Raw genomic sequence first — 20686 nt, forward strand, 5'->3', positions numbered from 1 at the left:
TCGAAACCGCGTGGGGAAGGGCCTTCGAAGACCCTTTGCCTCGAAGCGCGGGCGTCATTCCGCTGCCTCCCGGCGGCCCGCGAAATCCTCGGGGAATTTCTGCAGCGCCGACATGACAGGGTAGGGGGTGAAGCCGCCCAGGGCGCAGAGCGAACCGCTGGTCATCGTCTCGCAGAGGTCGGTCAGCAGCGGCGCGGCGGCCGGGTCTCCGGCGGCGATGCGGTCGATGGTCTCGACCCCGCGCACCGCGCCGATCCGGCAGGGGGTGCACTTGCCGCAGCTCTCCACCGCGCAGAACTCCATGGCGAAGCGCGCCATGCCCAGCATGTCCGCCGTCTCGTCGAAGACGACGATCCCGGCGTGGCCGATCAGCCCGCCCTGGCCGTCGAACTCCTCGTAGCCGAAGGGCGTGTCGAACTCGTCGCGGCTCATGTAGGCGCCCAGCGGGCCGCCGACCTGCACCGCCTTCACCGGCCGGCCGGAAGCGGTGCCGCCGGCGATGTCCTCCACGAGTTCTCCCAGTGGCATGCCGAAGGCGGTCTCGAAGAGGCCGCCGCGCGCGACGTTGCCGGCGATCTGGATCGGGATCGTGCCCCTGGAGCGGCCCAGGCCGAAGTTTGCGAAGTGCTCGGCGCCCTTCTCGAAGATCACCGGCACGGTGGCCAGCGAGATGACGTTGTTGACCACTGTGGGCTTGCCGAGGAATCCCTCGAGCGCTGGCAGCGGTGGCTTGGCGCGCACCACGCCGCGCTTGCCTTCGAGCGAGTTGAGCAGCGAGGTCTCCTCGCCGCAGACATAGGCGCCTGCGCCGACGCGGATCTCCATGTCGAAGGCCAGCCCCGAACCGAGCACGTCGGGTCCGAGCACACCGGCGGCGCGCGCGATCTCCACGGCCTCCCGCATGACCTCGATGGCGTCCGGGTACTCCGAGCGCAGGTAGACGAAGCCCTTGTTCGCCCCCGTCCCGATACCGGCGATCGCCATGCCCTCGATCAGGGAGAAGGGGTCTCCTTCCATGATCATCCGGTCGGCGAAGGTGCCGCTGTCGCCCTCGTCGGCGTTGCAGACGATGTACTTCCGGTCGGACCGGGCCAGGCGGACGGTGTCCCACTTGATCCCGGTCGGGAAACCCGCGCCGCCGCGGCCGCGAAGGCCGGAGAGCTTCATCTCGTCGATGATCGCCTCTCCCGACATTTCGAGTGCCCGGCGCAAGCCCGCGAGCCCCCCGTGCGCCTCGTAGGCCGCCAGATCGAGCGGATCGATCACGCCGCAGCGGGCGAAGGTCAGGCGCGTCTGCCGGCGCATCCAGTCGAGGTCTTCGGTCGGGCCGAGGGCGAGCGGATCGTCCTCGGGGAGGTCGAAGAGGCGGTGGACGGCATCCGGAGTCATGGGACCCCAGGCGAGGCGACCCTCCGGCGTGTCGATCTCCACCAAGGGCTCCAGCCAGATCATCCCGCGCGACCCGGTGCGAACGAGCTCGACCGTGATGCCCCGGGCCTTCGCCTCGGCCTTGATGGCTTCGGCCACCTCTTCGGAGCCCAGCGCCTTCGAGGCGCTGTCGCGGGAGAGGAATATCTTCATGCCCGCACCTCCTGCAGGATCGCGTCCAGCCGGGTGTCGTCGACCCGCCCGTGGACCCGCTCGTCGACCATGACGGCCGGTCCGCAGGCGCAGAGGCCCAGGCAGTAGACAGGCTCCACCGTGATCGATCCGTCGGCCGTCGTGCCGTGCCAGTCGACGCCGAGCCGGTCGAGCGCGCGCTGCGACAGGGCAGAGCCACCCACGGCCTGGCAGGCCTCGGCGCGGCAGATTTTCAGGACATGGCGCCCGGCCGGCGCATCGCGGAAGTCGTGGTAGAAGCTGACCACCCCATGCACCTCGGCGCGGGTCAGGTTCAGCGTCTCGGCGATGACCGGGATCGCGGGCGCGGGGATATGTCCGTACTCCGCCTGGACCGCGTGCAGGATCGGAAGGAGCGGCCCCTCCATGTCGAGGTAGGGCGCGATCAGCGCACGAAGGTCGTCGACCGGGGGGGATTGGGGCATGTCTGGCTCCGGAGCGGATACGCCTGCTGCCTGCCGCAGGGTGCATTCGAAATCAATATCGTTGATCCGTCAAACGATAGGCGGATTCTATCGTTCACCCTGCCCCGAAGCGAGCTCCGCCGCCGCGTCCAGAAGCGACCCAAGCACCGGCGTATGCGGCTCCTGATATGCCGCGACGAGACCGACGGCGTGCCCCGCGTCGCTCTGCTGGATGGGGATGGTCCGGAGTTCGTGCCCCGTCGCCAGGAAGTCCGCATGGCCGGTCGGCAGGATGGTCGCCCATCCCCCCAGCATCACGTGGTTCACGAGCACCACCGTGGAATTCGAGACCATGGCGGCCCGGGGGCTGAGCCCCTCCTCCATGAAGCGCCGGTTGATGATACGGCGATTCTGCATGTCCGGCGTCAGAAGGCAGAGGTCGATGCCGTCGAGGTCGGCCCAGTCCACCGCGTCCCGGTCGGCGAGCGGGTGATCCGGCCGACAGAAGAGCGAGTATGTCTCGCGGTAGAGCAGCTCGGTGGTGACCCGTCCCAGGGGTTCGTTGTCGAGGTAGGAGATGCCCGCGTCGATCTCGAGATTCTCCAGCAATTCCAGGATTTCGGCGGATGTCCGCGAGATGATGGTGAAATCGACGTTCGGATGTCTCAGCGCAAAGCCGTGGGCGAGGCGGGAGGCCCAGGTCAGGGCGGTCGGGATGACGGCGAGCCGGAGGTGACCGGAGAGACCCTCGCGGCTGTAGCGCATCTCGTCGCGCAGGCGGCGCGTGTCGCCGACAATCTGACGGGCCCAGACCAGGGCGCGCTGTCCTTCCGGCGTCAGTCCTCCGAAGCGGGATCCGCGCTGGACCAGTTTGACACCGAGCTGATCCTCCAGCTGCCGGATGCCGGTCGAGAGCGTCGGCTGGGTCAGGCCGAGGCTCTCGGCGGCGCGGCCGAAATGGCGCTCCTGCGCGAGGGCGATGAGCATTTCGAGCTTGCCGATCATGGCCCCGAGAAGACGCCGAGCGGCTCTCCTGCGCAAGTCCGGTGGAGCGGGTCACTGTCCCTTCGCGCGCAGGACCGCCGGCAGGGTTGCTGCAAGCAGGCGGAGGTCGTGAGCAAGGGAGAGCCGCTGCCAGTAGAGATCGTCATAGCCGACCCGATCCGCGAAGGAGGTCCGACCGCGCCCGCTTACCTGCCACTCGCCGCTGAGCCCCGGCCGCATCAAGAAGTAGGCCGCTCCTCCGGCCTGCCGGTAGAGTTCCGTCTGCTCGACGGTGAAGGGGCGGGGACCGACGAGGCTCATTTCGCCGCGCAGGACGTTCCAGAGCTGCGGGAGCTCGTCCAGACTGGTCCGCCGAAGAAGGTTGCCCAAGGGGGTAATGCGGGGGTCGTTCAAGAGCTTCTGGTTGAGCCTCCATTCGCGATCGATGGCAGGGTCCTGGTCGCGCAGGACGCAGAGAGCGGCTTCCGCGTCCGGCACCATCGAGCGGAATTTCAGACAGTCGAAAACCCGGCCGCCCGCTCCGACGCGCCTCTGCCGGAAGAGGGCCGGGCCGCCGCCCCGTTTCAACGCCGCCCAGATCAACGCCATCACCGGAGCGAGCACCATGAGGGCAGCGAGGCAGAGCGAAAGATCCAGCAACCGCTTCCCGCCGAGACGATACGCGTTGGGACGGTGGGCGGCATGGACGGGTGTGGCGAGGCCATGGGCGAACGGCTCGAGCTTCATCTTCTGGGCACCTTCGGCAGCGCCGGAGGGCCATGTCGCGCGCCGGCAATCGACGACGATTGGGCGCGGCGGCTCCTAACGCTCGGTTAACCGTGACTTGGCGCCAGAGGCCTTTTCGGGGACGGCGGTCCGGACCCGGCCAGCGGTCCTGCAAAATGGGCGACAAAAAAAGTAAGGATTGACTTGTCCGAGGCTTTCGGTCAGGGATTCCCGCAGAAGCTCGTCGCAAGCCTTTCCCGACCGGACCTTCGCAGATGACTGTTATGACCCAATCCTTTGGTGCTGCGCCCGTCGGACACCTGGACGCGATGCCCGAGGATCAGGCGTTCTGGATACGGTCCCTGCGTCTCTGGTGCGCCGGCGACGGCGAACGCGACTCCCTTGCGGCGGGCTTCGCCGACCGTCTCGGCGCGCGGAGAGCTGACCTGGCCCTCGCGCGTTTCGATGATCTCATGACCCTCACCCTCCAGCATTCCCGCCGGCCGCTTCTGCGCCATGCGCGCGACTGCCGCTGCGCCGGGGCCGACGAGGCCGCCTTCGCGCTCTTCTGCTCGGTCGCCGGCGCGGGCGAGCGCGAGGACGCGATGCTCATCGGCTGCCTGCTGATGCGGGCCGACGTCGTGCCCATGGCGCTGTCGCTCGCGCAGTCGGTCTCTCTCGACCTGCGGAGGCCCGCGGCCATGCCGGCCGGGGCGCTCTATCACTGACCCGTCTGACGAAAGGACCTTCATGACCCGAACGCTGACCGCGGGCCTCGCCCTCGCGACCGCCTTTGCCGCGCCTGCCATCGCCCAGGAGAAATCCGCGGTTCTGCAGACCTATGCCGATATCGGCGAGGCCGCCTACGGCGACAGCCTCACGCTCGCGCAGGAATTGCAGAGCGCCGTCGAGGCGCTGATCGCGGAGCCCTCCGCCGAGACCCTGCAGGCCGCAAGGACTGCCTGGATCGAGGCGCGGGTGCCCTATCAGCAGACGGAGGTCTTCCGCTTCGGGAACCCGATCGTCGACGACTGGGAGGGCAAGGTGAACGCCTGGCCGCTCGACGAGGGCCTGATCGACTACGTCGATGCCTCCTACGGCGGACCGACCGACGAGAACCAGTATGCGGGCCTGAACGTCGTCGCCAACGAGACCTTCACGCTCTCCGGCGAAGAGATCGACGCCTCCGAGATCACGCCCGAGTTGCTGGAAGAGACCCTGCACGAGGCCGACGAGGTCGAAGCCAACGTGGCGACCGGCTACCACGCTATCGAGTTCCTGCTCTGGGGGCAGGACCTGAACGGCACCGATCCCGGAGCGGGCGAGCGTCCCTGGACCGACTATGCCCAGGGCGAGGACTGCACCAACGGCAACTGCGACCGGAGGGCGGATTACCTGCAGGCGGCGACGGACCTGCTGGTGTCGGACCTCGAGTGGATGGCCGCGCAGTGGGCCCCCGAAGGCGAGGCCCGCGCTGCGGTGACCGAAGACGAGGCGGCCGGTCTGCGCGCCATTCTCACCGGCATGGGGTCGCTCTCCTACGGTGAGCAGGCGGGTGAGCGCATGAAGCTCGGCGTCATGCTCAACGACCCCGAGGAAGAGCACGACTGCTTCTCCGACAACACCCACAACAGCCACTTCTACGACGGTCTGGGCATCCGGAACGTCTACGTGGGCGAGTACGTGGGAATCGACGGCACCGTCACCTCGGGCCCGTCCGTCTCCGATCTCGTCGCCGCGGCGGATCCGGAGGTCGATGCCGCCCTCACGGCCGATCTCAATGCGACGATGGCGGAGCTCGGCCAGCTCAAGGCGGCGGCCGAGGCGGGCTACGCCTACGACCAGATGTTGGCGCGGGGCAACGACGGCGGCGAGGCCCTCATCATGGATGCCGTCGACGCGCTGGTCAGCCAGACGCGGTCGATCGAGCGGGCCGTGGCCGCGCTGGACGTCGACCAGATCGGATTCGAGGGCTCCGACAGCCTCGACGATCCCGACGCGGTCTTCCAGTAACGCCGACGGATATTAGGTTTGGCGGGCGGCCCCTGTGGGCCGCCCGTTGACGTTAAACGAGACCCGGAGACCCCGATGGCCAAAAAGAAGAAGGTGCCGAGCCCCTGCATCGACGTGTGCAAGTTCCGCCGCGAGGGTCATTGCATCGGGTGTTCGATGACGAAGCCGCAGAAGAAGATGTTCAAGGCGCTGAAGAAGCCGGAACATCAGGAGGCTTTCGTGGTGATGCTGCGGCACCAGCAATCCGACATGGGCAAGTATACCCACTGGACCGAAGCCTATCTGAAGAAGTGCGCGAAGAAGGGCGTGAAGCCCCCCTTCGCGGCGTAGGCCTCGCTCAGCCCTGCAGGTGGGCGCGCAGCATCCAGGCGAACTTCTCGTGGGTGCGGCCGCGCTCGATCGCCAGGTCCTCGGTCAGCGTGTCGCCGGCTTCCGAGGCGATGTGCTCGAGGCCCGAGAGGGTGGAGGCGAGCTGCTCTTCGGCCTTCATCAGGCGCTCGATCATCTCCTTGTCGGACTGGGTGCCGTCGGCCTCTTCGACTTTGGACCGCTTGAGCATCCCGGCCAGCATGCCTTCGGCGTGGGCGTCGAGCGCGCGGATGCGCTCGGCGAGGTCGTCCTGTCCCTGGAAGTGATCCTCGTAGATTTCCTGGAAGAGCGCGTGAAGCGGGCCGAAGGCCATGCCGGTCACGTTCCAGTGGAAGTTCTGCGCGAGCATCGTCGTGACGGCCGTCTCCGCGACGGACTGGTTGAGCGCCTCTGCGATGGCTTCGCGGGCGGAGGGGCTGAGGGAAATCGCAGTCTCAGGCATGGTCGTTCCTTTCCGTTCTGTCGGGGACGATCCCGTCCCGCGGCTTCCTCTAGTTTAGAATAATTCTAAGCTGCTTCAAGTGTCCTCGCGAGCCCCGCCGCGAGAAATCCGAGCGGCCGGCGGTCGGCATGGGCAATGCGGCGGCGGATCAGGAAGGTCGCGCTGTCCTCGTCGCCCCGCCGGAGCGCGTCGATCAGGGCGAGAAGCCAGCGCTCGTCAAAGCTCACGTCCCGGCTGCCGGGGCGGTAGAGAACCCAGCGGCGACCCGGAACCTGGTCGAGAGACCGCATGAGCGCCTCGGCGAAGGCCGCCGAACCGGCCTCGCGGTCGGAGCCGAGGGCCGCGCAGGTGTCAAATAGATCGCTTCGCGCTGCGGCACGGCAGCGCATCCCGGTCATGCGGAGCCGGCCCAGAAGGTCGCGGTCCCCGGGTGTCAGCGCCGAAATGCCATCGGTTTCGGGTACTTGTTCGCCAGCAAGGGCCATTGCCGTCATCCTGTCAGCCTTCTCCTGCCAGAGCGGGAGGGATCGACTCCCCTAATTGCCGACGATATTACTCAGGAAAACGGATCAGCGAAAGACCTTCCATATGCGGCTGCAGGTACTTCTTGTCGCAACCCTCGGCCTCGCGGCGGTCGTCGGCCATGCCGGGCCGGGCGACGATCTGTCCTCGCCGTTTCTCGACGTCGTGCCGCGAACTGAGGAAGAGGCGGAGAGAATCGCTGTCGTCACCGCCCTGACCGGAGATTTTTCCGAGCCCGAACCCTTCGAGGCAAACCCGGGCGGCGGCGCGACCGTCAGGGCTAGGTCCGATGCCGACGCCTTCTCGCAGGCCTCGGGCAACATCAGCTTCGAGCGCGAGCTCGACTTCAAGGTGGGCAACGGGCTGTTCCGGAAGCTCTGGGTTTCCTCGCCCGCCTCAACCCTCGCGTCGGACGGGCTCGGCCCGCTCTACAACGCGCGCAGTTGCCAGCGGTGTCACCTGAAGGACGGCCGGGGCCACCCGCCGAACGGTCCAGACGACGACGCCACCTCGATGTTCCTACGGGTTTCGATTCCGGCGCCGCCGGAGGCTCCGATGTCGGAGATCGAGGCCTTCCTGCTTTCGGTGCGTAACGAGGAGACCGCCCGCACGCGGCCCGATCCGATCTACGGCGGTCAGCTGCAGGACTTCGCGGTTCAGGGCCATCCCGCCGAGTACCGGCTCGGGGTGAGCTGGACCGAAACCGAGGTGCCGCTGGCAGGCGGCGAGACCGCCTCGCTCAGGACGCCGGAGTGGCGGGCCGAGGACCTCGGCTACGGCCCACTCGCCGAGGACGCGATGATCTCGCCCCGCGTGGCGCCGCAGATGATCGGGCTCGGCCTGCTGGAGGCGATCCCGGCTGCCGACATCCTCGCTGCCGCCGATCCGGACGACGCCGACGGGGATGGTATCTCGGGCCGTGCGCAGATCGTCTGGTCGCAGGAGCACGAACGCCCGATGCTGGGCCGGTTCGGCTGGAAAGCCGGCTCTCCGACGATCCGCGAGCAGAGCGCCTCGGCCTTCACGGGAGACATCGGCATCTCGAACCCGATCTTCACGGCGCCTTGGGGCGACTGTACCGCCGGCCAGCCCGACTGCCGTGCGGCGCCGCACGGGGACGGCGACGAGCGCGAGTTCGAGATCGATGCGGAGGCGCTCGACCTTGTCACCTTCTACAGCCGCAATCTCGCGGTTCCCGCGCGCCGCGACATGGACGCTCCCGAGGTCCTGCGGGGCAAGGAAGTCTTCTACGAGACCGGCTGCACCTCCTGTCACACGCCGAAGCACGTGACCCACCGGTTGGCCGACCAGCCGGAGCAAAGTTTCCAGCTGATCTGGCCGCACACGGACCTCCTGTTGCACGACATGGGCGAGGGGCTGGCCGACAACCGGCCCGAGGGCCGGGCCGACGGGCAGGAATGGCGGACGCCGCCGCTCTGGGGGATCGGTCTGACACCGCAGGTCAACGGGCACAGCACCTACCTCCACGATGGCCGGGCGCGGTCGCTGCTCGAGGCCGTCCTCTGGCACGGGGGAGAGGCGCAAGCGGCACGCGACCGCGTCGTCGACCTGTCGCCCGAGGACCGCGCCGCCCTGATCCGCTACCTGGAGAGCCTCTGATGACCCGCCTTCCGCTCGCCGCCTGTCTCGCCCTGATCGCATGTCCGGCCGTGGCCGGAGTAGAGGAGGCGGTCGAGGGACATATCCTCCCCGGCTTCGAGCGCTTCGCCTCAGAGGCCGCCGACCTCGCCGGGGCCGCCTCGTCTGACTGCACCGCCGAGGGCGCCCGGCCCGCCTTCCACGAGGCCTTCGACGCCTGGATGGGGGTCTCGCATCTCGGGTTCGGTCCGGTCGAGGAGGACGGCCGCGGGCTCGCCATCGCCTTCTGGCCCGATACACGCGGCATGATCCCCTCGACCCTCGCCCGGCTCGTCGCCGACGAGGACCCGGCGGCCGGGGACAGCGAGAGCTTCGCCGAGGTCTCGGTCGCCGGGCGCGGGCTCTACGCGCTCGAATACCTGATCTACGACGAGGGTTTCGCGGGCTACGAGGCGGGGAGCTATACCTGCGCGCTGGTCACCGCCATCGCCACCGATCTTGCCCGGATGGCGGACGACCTCGCCAACGAGTGGCAGGAGACTGCCGGGCCCGCGCTGCTCACCGCCGGGGAGGCCGGGAACGCCACCTACCTCAGCCGGGCGGAGGCGGAGCAGGCGCTCTACACGGCCCTGCAGACGGGACTCGCCTTCACTGCCCAACAGCGGCTCGGGCGTCCGCTCGGCACCTTCGATCGCCCCCGCCCGCGCAGGGCCGAGGCCTGGCGGTCGGAACGATCGCTGCGCAACGTGATCCTCTCGCTGGAGGCGCTGGGCGAACTGGCCGAGGCGCTGACGGACGCCCCGATCCCCCGAACCGAGGAGGCCTTCGAGGCGGCACTGGAGGAGGCGCGGTCCCTCGAAGACCCGACCTTCGCAGGGGTCGAGGAGCCTGCAAGCCGGCTACGCGTGGAAATCCTGCAGCAGCGCGTCGAGGCCGTCTCCGACGCCGTCGCCGGCGAAATCGGCGCGGAGCTCGGGGTTACCGAGGGCTTCAACGCGACGGATGGAGACTGAAATGCCGACACGCCGGGGATTCCTCGCCAGCCTCGCCGCCGCGGCGACCGTGCCGCAACTCTCCTGGGCCGATGCGGGGGCTCCGGCCTTCCTCGCCGCCGCCCGGGAGGCCGACGGCTCCTTCGCCTTGTTCGGGCTCACGGAGCAGGGTGCCGACCTCTTCCGCGTCTCCCTTCCCGACCGCGGACACGCCGCCTGCGCGCATCCGCACGCACCGGAGGCCGTGGCCTTCGCCCGCCGACCCGGAACGTTCGCGCTGGTCATCGACTGCGCCTCGGGCAGCCTGATCCGCCGGCTCGAAGCGCCGGAGGGGCGGCACTTCTACGGTCACGGCGCCTTCCTGGCCGACGGGGCAATCCTCTGCACCGCCGAGAACGCCTACGAGACCGGCGAAGGGAAGATCGGCCTCTGGTCCCGGGACGACGGCTACCGACGCATGGGCGAGATCGAGAGCGGCGGCACGGGCCCTCACGACATGCTGACCCTGCCCGGCGACATCCTGGCCGTGGCGAACGGCGGCATCCGGACGCATCCCGACCGGGGACGGGAGAAGCTCAACATCGACACCATGCGCCCGAACCTGGCCTACGTCAGTGTCTCGGGCGGGGTGGAGGAGGTCGTCGAGCTGGACCCCGGCCTGCATCGCAACTCGATCCGCCACCTCGCCGAGCACGATGGCCAGGTCGGATTCGCCATGCAATGGCAGGGGCCGCTGCCCGATCCCGCGCCGCTGGTGGGGCTACATCGCCGGGGCGGGGCTCCGGTCCTTTGCGCGACCGATCTTGCCGAACAGATGGCGATGGACGGCTACGCAGGGAGCATCGCGATGACGGCCGACCGTGTCGCGATCACTTCGCCCCGAGGGGGGCGGGTGCATCTGTTCGGGCGAGATGGGTCGTTCCGCGCGTCGGTCCGGCGTGCGGACGTCTGCGGTGTCGCCGCGCAGCGCGGCCGGCTCTTCGCGACGGACGGCCTGGGCGGGTTGCACCGCATCGAGGGCGACGCGCTCCGGCCGCTGCGGCTTGCCGAGGCGCGGAACTGGGACAACCACGTCGTCCGGATCTGAGCCTCACGTCGGCTCGGCGGTGCCCTCTTCGCCTTCGGCCAGGACCAGGGTCTCGGGCGTCGAGGTTCGAACGATGGGCTGGACCTTGAACGCCGTCTTGTCCTCCTGCGCGACGCCGGGCCGGGCCCGCAGCCGGAGCACCGCGAAGATGATGAGCAGGACGTGCCCGCCCGCGGTCACCCAGAACAGGCTGGTGAAGCCGTAGGCCGTCATCGCGAAGCCGGCGACGGTGGGGCCGATGATCGAGCCGATCCCGAAGACAAGCAGCAGACCGCCGCTGACCTGGAAGTACGTGCCGGGCGAGGCGTGGTCGTTCGCATGCGCCACGATCAGTGGATACATCGAGAAGACCGCCGCACCGAAGATTCCGGCGGTGGCGAGGTTCGCCCAGGTGCCGCTGGGCGAAACGAGGACGAAGATACCATCGGCGACCAGCGCCAGGGCGGCGATCCCGATCAGGACCTTCCGCCGGTCGAACCTGTCTGAAAGCTCGCCCACCGGGATCTGCGCGAGGGCGCCGGCGAGGATTGGAACGCTGGCGAAAAAGGCGACCTCCCGCAGGGTGAGGCCGACGCGGGCGGCATAGACGGCGGAGAGGGCTCCGAATGACCCGTTGGAGAGCCCGGTCATGAGGACGGCGAAGACGGCGATGGGCGAGTTGCGCCAGAGCGCCGGCAGGTCCAGCGACACGCTCGCCAGCGCGGTCGGCGTCGTCGTGGCCGAGAGCGCAGTGGGAAGCAGGGCCATGCTGTAGACCAGTGCCGCCAGCACGAAGAAGAAGAAGCCCGAGGGGTCGCCCAGTGTGAGGGCCAGTTGCCCGGCCGTGGTCGCCGCGAGATTGACCATCGTGTAGACGCCGAAGATCCGCCCCCGGGAGTTCCGGTCCGCGCGCTCGTTCAGCCAGCTCTCAACGATCATCGCGGCGCCGGCGAAGCAGAAGCCCGAGATGCCGCGCAGGGGAATCCAGACCCACGGGGTGAGCATCAGAAGAGACAGCAGGACGGCGATGGAGGCGATGGCGCACATCGCGCCGAACGAGCGGATGTGGCCCACTCGCGCGACGAGGCGTGGCGTGAGCAGGCAGCCCGCCACGTACCCCAGCGCCCAGCCCGTCCCGAGCAGACCGAGCGCGCTCGCGCTGAAGCCCTCGATCTCGCCCCGGACGGGCAGGATCAGCCCGTTGACCCCGCCTGCGAAGAGCAGAAACGCGGAGCCGAGGAGCAGGGCCCCGAGCGGCAGCAGACTTCTTACCATTGGCCTCAGGCCTTCCTTTTCCGGGGCGGACCCTAAGCAGGGTCCGGGCCGGTTGCCAATGGGTTGAGAGGCGTCAGCCGGGTGCGAAACGCGGGCGTGTGCGGTTGGCGAGCGCGACGAGCGAGAGCATCACCGGGACCTCGACCAGCACTCCGACGACGGTCGCAAGTGCGGCGCCGGAGTTCAGCCCGAAGAGGCTGATGGCGACCGCGACCGCGAGCTCGAAGAAGTTCGATGTGCCGATCAGGGCGCAGGGGGCCGCGATGCGGTGAGGGACCTTGAGCGCGTAGGCCGCGCCGTAGGCCAGGGCGAAGATGCCGTAGCTCTGTATCAGGATCGGAACCGCGATGAGCGCGATGACCGCAGGCCGCTCGAGAATGACTTCGCCCTGAAGGCCGAAGAGGATGAGAACCGTCAGGACCAGGCCGAGGACGGACCAGGGCTTGGCCCTGGCAGCGAAGCGGGCGACGGACTCCGGTCCGCCCAGTCGTCGACGGGTCAGCAGACCGGCGAGGAGGGGCAGGGCGACGTAGAGCACCGTTGCCAGGACCAGCGTCTGCCAGGGGACCACGATATCGGTGACCCCGAGCAGGAGAGCGACGATGGGTGCGAAGGCCACGACCATGATCAGGTCGTTCACCGAGACCTGCACGAGCGTGTAGGTCGCGTCGCCCCTGGTGAGTTGGGACCAGATGAAGACCATGGCGGTGCAGGGCGCGGCCCCCAGCAGGATCAGGCCGGCGGTGTACTGTGCGGCGTCCTCCGGGGAGATGAAGCTCGCGAAGACATGGTCGAAGAAGAGCACCGCGAGGGCGGCCATGGTGAAGGGCTTGATGAGCCAGTTGACCGCCAGCGTGATGAGCAGGCCCCTCGGTTGCCTGGCGATCCCCGCCACCGCACCGAAGTCCACGCCCACCATCATCGGATAGACCATCGCCCAGATCAGCACGGCGACGACGAGGTTGATCGAGGCGACCTCCGCGGCGGCAATGGCCTCCACCACGCCCGGGACGAGGGTGCCGAGCGCGATCCCCCCGACCATCGCGAGGGCGATCCAGAGGCTGAGGTAGCGTTCGAAGGTACTCATGCCGGGGCTCTCGATGGTGTGTGCGCGTCGAGCTTGCCCGCGCCCAGCCAGCTGAGCCCGACGAGAATCGCGGCCGTTCCGAGGCAGAGAGGCAGTCCGCCCAGCTGGTAGGTGAGGCCCGACAGCAACGTACCGAGCAGCCGCCCGGTCGCATTGGCCATGTAGTAGAAGCCCACGTCCATCGTGACCCGCTCGGACTTCGAGAAGGCGAGGATCAGGTAGGAGTGGAGCGACGAGTTCACCGCGAAGATCGCTCCGAAGACCAGCAGGCCCGCGACAAGCGATACCGTGAGCCAGGGCGCCGGGTCGCCTGCCACCCAGACCAGCACGGCCAGGGCCGCCGGAACGGCGAAGAGAAGGCCGGCCCACCGCCGGGCCTCTTCGACGAGTTCGGCTTCCGGCCGGTCGGCGGCGTGCAGCAGGCGCGGCGCCGAGGCCTGAACGCCGCCGTAGAGGATGGTCCAGACCGCCATGAAGCTGCCGATCATGAAGAAGGCCGCGCGGTCGCCGGCCTCCGACCCGTCCGACAGGACCGCGTAGAAGTAGATCGGGATACCGACGACGAACCAGACATCCCGCGCGCCGAAGAGAAAGACCCGTGCCGCCGAGAGCCAGTTGATGTTGCGGTCCTTGGAGAAGACCTCGGCGAACTTCGCGCCTTTCCAGCCCTGCGGCAGGCCCCCGGGCATCCGGAGCACGACGGCGAGGAGGATCACGGCCAGGACCGCGGCCATCGCAAGGACGGCAGGGACGAAGCCCACAAGGGCGAGCAGGGCCGCGCCGAGCAGGAAGCCCAGCCCCTTCACCGCGTTCTTGGATCCCGTGAGCACCGCCACCCAGCGGAAGAGCCCGCCCCGCTGCGCCGGGGCGAGGACCTTGACCGCACTCTTCGCGCTCATCTTGGAAAGGTCCTTCGCCACGCCGGAGGCTCCCTGCACCGCCATGACATAGGCGACCGAAGCCCAGAGCGCCCACTGCGGGTTCAGCCCGGCGAGGGCGAGGAGGGCCACAACCTGGATCGAAAGCCCGGCGTAGAGGGTCGAGGTCAGGCCGAAGCGCGCGGCGATCCAGCCGGCGCAGAGGTTGGTCACGATCCCGGCGATCTCGTAGAGCACGAAGAGGTAGGCCAGCTGCACCGGCGAGAAGCCGAGCGTGTGGAAATGCAGCAGAACCAGCATGCGCAGAGCGCCATCGGTGAGCATGAAAGCCCAATAGGCGGCGGTGACGGCGATATAGGCGGAGAGCCCCTCGGGACGGCTCATAGTGTTCGCCCGACCATACGGGCGACATCGACCAGCCGGTGCGCGTAGCCCATCTCGTTGTCGTACCAGGCGTAGATCTTCACCTGCGTGCCCGCGATGACCATGGTGGACAGCGCGTCGACGATGGAGCTGCGGCGGTCGTTGACGTAGTCGGCCGAGACGAGCGGCCGCGTCTCGTAACCCAGGATGCCTTTGAGCGGGCCGTCGGCGGCCTCCTTCAGCAGCGCGTTCACCTCTTCCGCCGTCGTCTCACGCGCGACCTCGAAGACGCAGTCGGTGAGCGAGGCGTTCAGCAGCGGCACCCGCACGGCGTGGCCGTTCAGCCGGCCCTTCAGTTCGGGATAGATCAGCGTAATCGCCGTGGCCGAGCCGGTCGTCGTCGGGATCAGGGAGTTCAGCGCAGAGCGAGCGCGACGCGGATCCTTGGCGGGCCGGTCGACGATCGTCTGCGTGTTCGTGACATCGTGGATCGTGGTGATCGAGCCGTGACGGATGCCCAGCCCCTCGTGGATTACCTTTACCACGGGGGCGAGGCAGTTGGTCGTGCAACTCGCGGCCGTGACGATATGGTGTGCGGCCGGGTCGTAGGTCTCCTGGTTGACACCGTAGACGATGTTCGCCGTGGGGCCGTCCTTGACCGGCGCGCTGACCACGACTTTCCGGACGCCGGCGGCGAAGTAGGGGGCGAGCGCCGACTCATTCTTGAAGGCACCGGTACAGTCGATCACCACGTCCACGCCATCGAGCGGCAGCCTGGACGGGTCCCGCTCCGAGTGAAGCGGCAAGCGAGTGCCGTCGATCGTCACCGCGCCGGGCTCGTACGAGAACTCCGCCGTCCACCGCCCGTGGACGCTGTCGAATTCCAGCAGGTGGGCGTGGATCTCCGCGTCACCGACAGCGTCGTTGATCCAGGCGATCTCCGCGCCGCTTTCCAGAAGCGGACGCAGGGCGAGCTTGCCGATCCGGCCGAGGCCGTTGAGCGCGTAGGTGGTCATGCCGGGTCCTTCCTGACGGCGAGGTCGTCGACCGCGGCCTGGAGCGCCATTCGGTCGAGGGTGTCGATATTCAGGGCGGTGAAGAGCTCGATGCGCTGTCGAAGCGCGCTGTAGGCCCCATGAAAGGCAAGCCGCTTCTCGGCCTCGGTGCCGGTCGCCTTCACCGGGTCCGGCAGCCCCCAGTGTGCGGTGACGGGCTGTCCGGGCCAGGCCGGGCAGTCCTCGTTCGCCGCGCGGTCGCAAACGGTGAAGACGAAGTCCATGCGTGGCGCGGTGCCCTCGCGGAACTCGGTGACGTCCTTGGCGCGCAGGGTCGACGTCTCGTGACCGTTCGCCTCCAGAACCCGCAGGGCGAAGGGGTTCAGACTGGAGGAGGGCGCCGTCCCGGCGGAATACGCGCGGAAGCGCCCGCCGCCGATGTCTCTGAGCAGCGCCTCGCCGAAGATCGAGCGGGCCGAATTACCGGTGCAGACGAAGAGGACGTTGAAGGGGCGCGACAGTCTCGCCTCGTCCCGCCGTTCGGCGAAAGGTGTCGGGCAGAGTTCGGGGCGGCCGCGGCAGCAATCCTCGAACAGGTAGGACATCAGCGCGCCGGACCGGCCCATGTCGACCCGGTAGAGCAGGGACCGTCCCTCCCGGGCTTGCAGGATCAGGCCCGCTTGCCGGAGGCTGTTGAGATAGGTCGAGAGCGTGCTGAGCCGGGTGCCGAGCGTCTCCGCGATCTCACCGGCAGAAAGCTCGTCCGGATAGCGCCTGACGAGCAGCCGAAACAGCGCGAGTCGTTGTGGATGCGCCAAGGCGGCGAGCTGATCGAGGTATTTCGATTCCATATTTCATGGATAGTCGAAATATCACAACCAAGCAACTGAAAGGTTGGCTCGCACCGACCAGTGCGACCGCGTGGGGCGAGCGATAGGATTTTTGGTGAGTTTGGTCGGAGTGGCGAGATTCGAACTCACGACCCCTGCCTCCCGAAGACAGTGCTCTACCAGGCTGAGCTACACTCCGACCGTGGCGGACGCGTAGCTTCGCGGGCGGGGATTTGCAAGCGTCAATCTGCGTCCGGATGCTTGCCGCGAAGGCGCAGGACCGGGCCGATGCGGAAGCTCGTTGAGGTCTCCGGGCGAGAGCGTGTCCGGAGCACGGGGCGGGTTCCGGATGCGCCCGTCCGGCTCTCGCGGAGGACGATATAGAGACCGCTCGTGATGATGATTCCCGCGCCGATCCCGGTCCAGAGGTCGATGCTCTCGTCGAAGAAGATCAGCCCGTAGGCCGAGGCCCAGAGGATCTGCGAGTATTGCATCGGGGCGACGATCGCCGCCTCGCCGGCGTTGTAGGCCGAGACGATCAGCCAGCCGGCGGTCCAGCCCATCATGGACAGCAGGAAGAGCAGGCCGAGATGCTCCACCGGCATCGGCTCGTAGACCCAGTAGAGCGCGGCCCCCATCAGGACGACGTTTGCGACCATTGGGTAGAGCAGCAGAACGACCGGGCGCTCGTCCGCCCCGATGCGGCGGACGACGATCGAGGCCGTCGCGCTCCCGAATGCCGCGAGGAGCGCGGCCAGGTGGCCCAGGGAGAGCGCGGTCGAGCCCGGGCGCAGCACCACGACGACGCCGATGAGACCGACGATGACCGCCGCCCAGCGGCGCAGGCGGACCCGCTCCCCGAGGACGGGGATGGCGAGCACCGTGATGATGAGGGGGGAGGCGAAGAGGATCGAGTAGACCTGCGCCAGCGGCAGGACGGAGAAGGCGTAGAAGGCGGAGAGGCCGGTCATAACGGCGGCCCCGGTGCGCAGAGCCACCCACCAGGGGTGGACGGGCTGCAACGTGCCGGGCTTCGCGTCGGCGACCAGCATCACGGTCATCAGCGGGAAGCTGAGGAGGACCGAGAAGAACACGAGCTGGACGGGCGAGTAGGTGCCGCCGAGCACCTTCACCAGCACGTCGTGCGTGGCGAAGATGCCGAAGGCGAGGAGCGCGGTCAGCGCGCCCTTCAGATTACCATGCATCGCGCGTCTCCTGCAGCGCAGGGGCGTCTGCCGCTCCGGGGGCGGGGGCGGCCAAGCGGCCTCAGCTCTCGGCGAGGGCCGCGACGATGGCGTCACCCATTTCGGAGGTAGAGACCGGCTGCCGGCCCTCCTCGCCCAGGAGGTCGGCCGTGCGCAGGCCCTTGGCGAGGACGGCTTCCACCGCCTTCTCGAGCCGCGCGGCCTCGTCGCCGCGATCGAAGGAATAGCGCAGGGCCATCGCGAAGCTCAGGATGCAGGCGATCGGGTTGGCCTTGCCCTGTCCGGCAATATCCGGCGCCGAGCCGTGGACGGGCTCGTAAAGCGCCTTGGGCCGGCCGTTCGCCATGGGCGCGCCGAGGCTGGCGGAGGGCAGCATCCCGAGCGAGCCGGTGAGCATGGCGGCGAGGTCCGACAGCAGGTCGCCGAAGAGATTGTCGGTGACGATCACGTCGAACTGCTTGGGCCAGCGGGTGAGCTGCATCGCGCCCGCGTCCGCGTACATGTGCGACAGCTCGATGTCGGGATATTCCTCGTCGTGGACCTTCTGGACGACTTCACGCCAGAGGATGCCCGATTCCATGACGTTGGCCTTCTCCATCGAGCAGACTTTGTTGCCGCGGCGGCGGGCCAGCTCGAAGGCGGAGCGGGCAACGCGCGCGATCTCGCTCTCGGTGTAGCGCTGGGTGTTGATGCCGACGCGCTCGTTGCCCTCGGTGACGATGCCGCGGGGCTCGCCGAAGTAGACGCCGGAGGTCAGCTCCCGGACGATCATGATGTCGAGACCCGAGACGACCTCGGTCTTGAGCGAGGAGAAGTCCGCGAGGGCGTCGAAGCACTGGGCCGGGCGGAGGTTGGCGTAGAGGTCCATCTCCTTGCGCAGGCGCAGCAGGCCGCGCTCGGGCTTCACGGAGAAGTCGAGCGTGTCGTACTTCGGGCCGCCGACGGCCCCGAGGAGAACGGCGTCGGCCGCCTGAGCCTTTTCCATCGTGGCGTCGGTGAGGGGCGTGCCGTGTGCGTCGTAGGCCGCGCCGCCGACCAGATCCTCGTCGATGTCGAAGACGAGGCCCTGGCTGCCGAACCAGTCGGCTACCTTCCTGACCTCCGCCATGACTTCGGGGCCGATGCCGTCACCGGGAAGGATGAGAAGGGAAGGGTTCGCCATTCTGCGCCTCACGCGATCTTGTCTGAGCGCTGTGGCGCTATCCCGGGGTGAACCGGGGGTCAAGGGAGAGGCCCCACCTCACCGTGAGACATCGACCCAAACGAGCCTGTGCGGGCCGGCGCGATTGCCGTCCCGGCCCAGGAGCGTCGCTCCGCTCGACCCGGCGGTGGGCCAGAAGACCCCCGAACGGAGAACGGTCCAGTCGGCGGAGGGAAGCACGTAGGACACCCGGAGGTTGCCCGGCACGGGGTCCTGCCAGTTGGCGGTGTCGTTGGGATCCCCGGCCGCCGCGGCGCCGGCGCTTTCGGGCCGGGGGTCCTGGATGTCGCCGCGGGCGAGGAAGGCCGCCATGGCGGCAGAGGACCCCTCTCCATCGCGTGGATCGAGGTTCGTGTTGCCCGTGAAGGCGTAGTGTCCTTCGGGGGCCTCTCCGATCCCGCCATCGAGCAGCGCCTCCCAGAGGCGGAGTTCGTCGCGGTTGCGCAACCCGTTGCGATCCTCCGGTCCGTCGAAGACGGGCGGCGTCGCGGAGGAGACCAGGAGCGATATACGTCCCCCCGGGGCGGCAATCGGAACGATCCAATGGCCGGTGGATGACAGCCGCTGAATCCCCTCTGCCTCGGCGGAGAAAAAGGGGTCACCGTCGAGCCGCGGCAAACGCGCCCCCGGCAGATCTCGCCAGAGCAGCGCCGAGAAGTCCTGCACGTTGTCCGTATCGACCGACCATCGCGAAAGGATCGCGAGGCCCCCGTCGCCGGCAAATCGCCCGTAGCCCTGGGCATCCCGCGCCTCGCCCGGCCGTCCGTTGCCATCGAGATCGAGCCCCGTCGCCAGGCCGGCATTCGGGCGGAGGGCGAAGTGGTGATCGAAGCCGCCCGCAAGCTCGCCAAAGGCGCGGAGCGCTGCGGCGTTCGCGTCGTAGTCGAAATCGGTCAGCACCAGGATGTCAGGCGCGATCTCTCGCACGACCTCTGACGCGGCTGCGCTCTGCTCGTCGCCCTCCAGGATGTCTCTGAGGAGCAGGCCCGGACCGTCACGCGACAGGGGCGCGGCATAGGTCGCAATCCGGATCGTCTCGGCGAAGAGGCCCGTGCCGAAGACGAGCCAAAGCAGGATGCAGACCGCGATCAGGCGGTAGCCATGCCCTCTTCCTTTGCGGCCGCGTAGGCGCGCAGGCGCTGGTTGCGGATCATCTGCGCGACGCGGTGGAGCGCGATCCCGCGCATGAAGAGGGATGCCGGCAGAAAGGCCCATGCGGTGGTCGTCCAGATCAACGTATGGGGGTTGTCTAGCGAGATCGGGTTAAGAATTGCTGAAGTCACCTTCACGACCGCCGGGATGATGAAGGGCAGCAGGAAGCCCAGCACGAGGTTGACCTGGGCATCCCGCTGCAGACGGTCGACGACGTCGCCGCCGGCGGTCGGATCGAAGGTCGGCAGGTTGACCCAGACGTTGAAGCCGCCGTGGCGGGCGGGCCAGTGGGCGAGCCACATGACCAGCGCAAAAGCGACCAGCGACAGGATCGAGATGAGATAGCTCAGCCCCGCCGCCGTCCGCAGGTCCTGCAGGAGCGCGTCGGGGCTGTCGGCCGGCATCATCAGCAGGACGAGCCGGACCGGCGAATAGGGGAAATCGATCAGCTCGCCCACGCGGACGCCGACGACCGAGAAGAAATCGGTGATCGTCGTCGGCACGGCCTGCCCGCGGGCGATCACGGTAAGGAAGAACACGCAGGCGAAGAGCGCACAGAACCGGAGTCGGTTGAACGGCGGGGCGTCCCGGAACTCGACCAGGCTCGGGTAGTGGGAATTGTACTCGATGAGCGTGAAGAGAGCCGCGAGCAGCGCGACGAGGGCCACGATCTGAGCGGTCTCGGGATGCGTGCCCGGCAGCAGGACCGAGGGGGTCGCAATCAGCAAGACCACGAGCATCGCCCGCAGAAGAGCACCTGTCAGTCTCATCGCTCGTTGTCCTCAATCCGGCCGCCCCGGATTCGATGCCCGGCGCTTGTTCCAGCTTGATGTCGCGCGGCTTTCGCCGGCTGCCTCAATATCGCCATAGTTTTGTCCGCTTCCCCACGGCCATCAAGCCGCGGGGGTAAAAGGCATTTCGAACGGGGCGGTTTTGGGGCAGGACTGGTGCGGAACTGCAACC

Annotated in this window: 21 protein-coding genes and 1 tRNA gene; 6 read left to right on the forward strand and 16 right to left on the reverse strand. The window is 68.3% G+C overall.

The genetic code is table 11. The features are described 5' to 3' along the window. Positions 1 to 54: 54 nt before the first annotated feature. From F3S47_RS16175 to F3S47_RS16190, 4 genes are all read right to left on the reverse strand, one after another. Positions 55 to 1581: a formate dehydrogenase beta subunit gene (locus F3S47_RS16175; RefSeq protein WP_150446341.1), complete on the reverse strand. Its 1527-nt coding sequence runs from the start codon at positions 1579 to 1581 to the stop codon at positions 55 to 57. Then, on the reverse strand, positions 1578 to 2045 hold the full coding sequence (locus F3S47_RS16180) for a formate dehydrogenase subunit gamma (RefSeq protein WP_150446342.1): 468 nt from the start codon (positions 2043 to 2045) through the stop codon (positions 1578 to 1580). Before F3S47_RS16180 ends, F3S47_RS16175 begins: the two co-directional genes overlap by 4 nt. 87 nt (positions 2046 to 2132) lie before the next feature. Then, positions 2133 to 3029: a LysR family transcriptional regulator gene (locus tag F3S47_RS16185; RefSeq protein WP_150446343.1), complete on the reverse strand. Its 897-nt coding sequence runs from the start codon at positions 3027 to 3029 to the stop codon at positions 2133 to 2135. Between the two features lie 51 nt (positions 3030 to 3080). Next, the gene (locus F3S47_RS16190) at positions 3081 to 3755 is read right to left on the reverse strand and encodes a sugar transferase (protein WP_150446344.1); all 675 of its coding nucleotides are present in this window, start codon (positions 3753 to 3755) and stop codon (positions 3081 to 3083) included. A gap of 263 nt (positions 3756 to 4018) precedes the next feature. On the opposite strand from F3S47_RS16190, the gene F3S47_RS16195 reads away from it, so the two are divergent. The 3 genes from F3S47_RS16195 (at position 4019) to F3S47_RS16205 (ending at position 6077) form a co-directional block, all read left to right on the forward strand. Further along, complete coding sequence (locus F3S47_RS16195) at positions 4019 to 4462, forward strand: hypothetical protein (RefSeq protein WP_150446345.1); 444 nt, start codon at positions 4019 to 4021, stop codon at positions 4460 to 4462. Positions 4463 to 4484: 22 nt separating this feature from the next. Continuing rightward, positions 4485 to 5747 carry an imelysin family protein gene (locus F3S47_RS16200; RefSeq protein ID WP_150446346.1) on the forward strand — a complete coding sequence of 421 codons (1263 nt, stop codon included), beginning with the start codon at positions 4485 to 4487 and terminating at the stop codon, positions 5745 to 5747. A gap of 75 nt (positions 5748 to 5822) precedes the next feature. Next, the gene (locus F3S47_RS16205; protein ID WP_150446347.1) at positions 5823 to 6077 is read left to right on the forward strand and encodes a DUF1289 domain-containing protein; all 255 of its coding nucleotides are present in this window, start codon (positions 5823 to 5825) and stop codon (positions 6075 to 6077) included. Between the two features lie 7 nt (positions 6078 to 6084). Here F3S47_RS16205 and F3S47_RS16210 read toward each other — a convergent pair whose 3' ends face one another. Both F3S47_RS16210 and F3S47_RS16215 read right to left on the reverse strand, forming a co-directional pair. Next, a complete protein-coding gene (locus tag F3S47_RS16210) occupies positions 6085 to 6558 on the reverse strand; it encodes a Dps family protein (protein WP_150446348.1) in 474 nt (157 codons plus the stop codon). A gap of 65 nt (positions 6559 to 6623) precedes the next feature. Then, the gene (locus F3S47_RS16215; protein WP_150446349.1) at positions 6624 to 7043 is read right to left on the reverse strand and encodes a hypothetical protein; all 420 of its coding nucleotides are present in this window, start codon (positions 7041 to 7043) and stop codon (positions 6624 to 6626) included. 103 nt (positions 7044 to 7146) lie between these two features. On the opposite strand from F3S47_RS16215, the gene F3S47_RS16220 reads away from it, so the two are divergent. Genes F3S47_RS16220 through F3S47_RS16230 form a run of 3 tightly spaced genes read left to right on the forward strand, consistent with a single transcriptional unit; the run spans position 7147 to position 10758 of the window. After that, the gene (locus tag F3S47_RS16220) at positions 7147 to 8700 is read left to right on the forward strand and encodes a di-heme oxidoreductase family protein (protein WP_150446350.1); all 1554 of its coding nucleotides are present in this window, start codon (positions 7147 to 7149) and stop codon (positions 8698 to 8700) included. Then, a complete protein-coding gene (locus F3S47_RS16225) occupies positions 8700 to 9692 on the forward strand; it encodes an imelysin family protein (RefSeq protein WP_150446351.1) in 993 nt (330 codons plus the stop codon). The genes F3S47_RS16220 and F3S47_RS16225 overlap by 1 nt, the downstream gene beginning before the upstream one ends. 1 nt (position 9693) lies before the next feature. Continuing rightward, positions 9694 to 10758 carry a DUF1513 domain-containing protein gene (locus F3S47_RS16230; protein WP_150446352.1) on the forward strand — a complete coding sequence of 355 codons (1065 nt, stop codon included), beginning with the start codon at positions 9694 to 9696 and terminating at the stop codon, positions 10756 to 10758. Between the two features lie 3 nt (positions 10759 to 10761). On the opposite strand, the gene F3S47_RS16235 is transcribed toward F3S47_RS16230, so the two are convergent. The 10 genes from F3S47_RS16235 to F3S47_RS16280 form a co-directional block, all read right to left on the reverse strand. Continuing rightward, a complete protein-coding gene (locus F3S47_RS16235) occupies positions 10762 to 12012 on the reverse strand; it encodes an MFS transporter (RefSeq protein WP_150446353.1) in 1251 nt (416 codons plus the stop codon). Between the two features lie 73 nt (positions 12013 to 12085). Then, on the reverse strand, positions 12086 to 13099 hold the full coding sequence (arsB, locus tag F3S47_RS16240; RefSeq protein ID WP_150446354.1) for an ACR3 family arsenite efflux transporter: 1014 nt from the start codon (positions 13097 to 13099) through the stop codon (positions 12086 to 12088). After that, the gene (gene arsJ / locus F3S47_RS16245) at positions 13096 to 14361 is read right to left on the reverse strand and encodes an organoarsenical effux MFS transporter ArsJ (protein ID WP_150446355.1); all 1266 of its coding nucleotides are present in this window, start codon (positions 14359 to 14361) and stop codon (positions 13096 to 13098) included. The genes arsB and arsJ overlap by 4 nt, the downstream gene beginning before the upstream one ends. Further along, a complete protein-coding gene (locus tag F3S47_RS16250; RefSeq protein ID WP_150446356.1) occupies positions 14358 to 15356 on the reverse strand; it encodes an ArsJ-associated glyceraldehyde-3-phosphate dehydrogenase in 999 nt (332 codons plus the stop codon). Before F3S47_RS16250 ends, arsJ begins: the two co-directional genes overlap by 4 nt. Further along, entirely contained in the window at positions 15353 to 16186 is an 834-nt protein-coding gene (locus F3S47_RS16255) for a metalloregulator ArsR/SmtB family transcription factor (RefSeq protein WP_150446357.1), read from the reverse strand. The genes F3S47_RS16250 and F3S47_RS16255 overlap by 4 nt, the downstream gene beginning before the upstream one ends. A 101-nt stretch (positions 16187 to 16287) precedes the next feature. Then, a tRNA-Pro gene (locus F3S47_RS16260) sits at positions 16288 to 16364 on the reverse strand. A gap of 43 nt (positions 16365 to 16407) precedes the next feature. Next, positions 16408 to 17370: a DMT family transporter gene (locus F3S47_RS16265; RefSeq protein ID WP_150446358.1), complete on the reverse strand. Its 963-nt coding sequence runs from the start codon at positions 17368 to 17370 to the stop codon at positions 16408 to 16410. 61 nt (positions 17371 to 17431) lie between these two features. Further along, positions 17432 to 18532 carry a 3-isopropylmalate dehydrogenase gene (gene leuB, locus F3S47_RS16270; RefSeq protein WP_150446359.1) on the reverse strand — a complete coding sequence of 367 codons (1101 nt, stop codon included), beginning with the start codon at positions 18530 to 18532 and terminating at the stop codon, positions 17432 to 17434. 78 nt (positions 18533 to 18610) lie between these two features. Then, positions 18611 to 19768, reverse strand: coding sequence for an endonuclease/exonuclease/phosphatase family protein (locus F3S47_RS16275; protein ID WP_223877858.1), 1158 nt, complete (start codon positions 19766 to 19768; stop codon positions 18611 to 18613). After that, the gene (locus F3S47_RS16280; protein WP_223877852.1) at positions 19660 to 20493 is read right to left on the reverse strand and encodes a hypothetical protein; all 834 of its coding nucleotides are present in this window, start codon (positions 20491 to 20493) and stop codon (positions 19660 to 19662) included. The genes F3S47_RS16275 and F3S47_RS16280 overlap by 109 nt, the downstream gene beginning before the upstream one ends. Positions 20494 to 20686: the final 193 nt, after the last annotated feature.

Source organism: Histidinibacterium aquaticum (genome assembly GCF_008710275.1).
GTDB lineage: Bacteria > Pseudomonadota > Alphaproteobacteria > Rhodobacterales > Rhodobacteraceae > Oceanicola > Oceanicola aquaticus.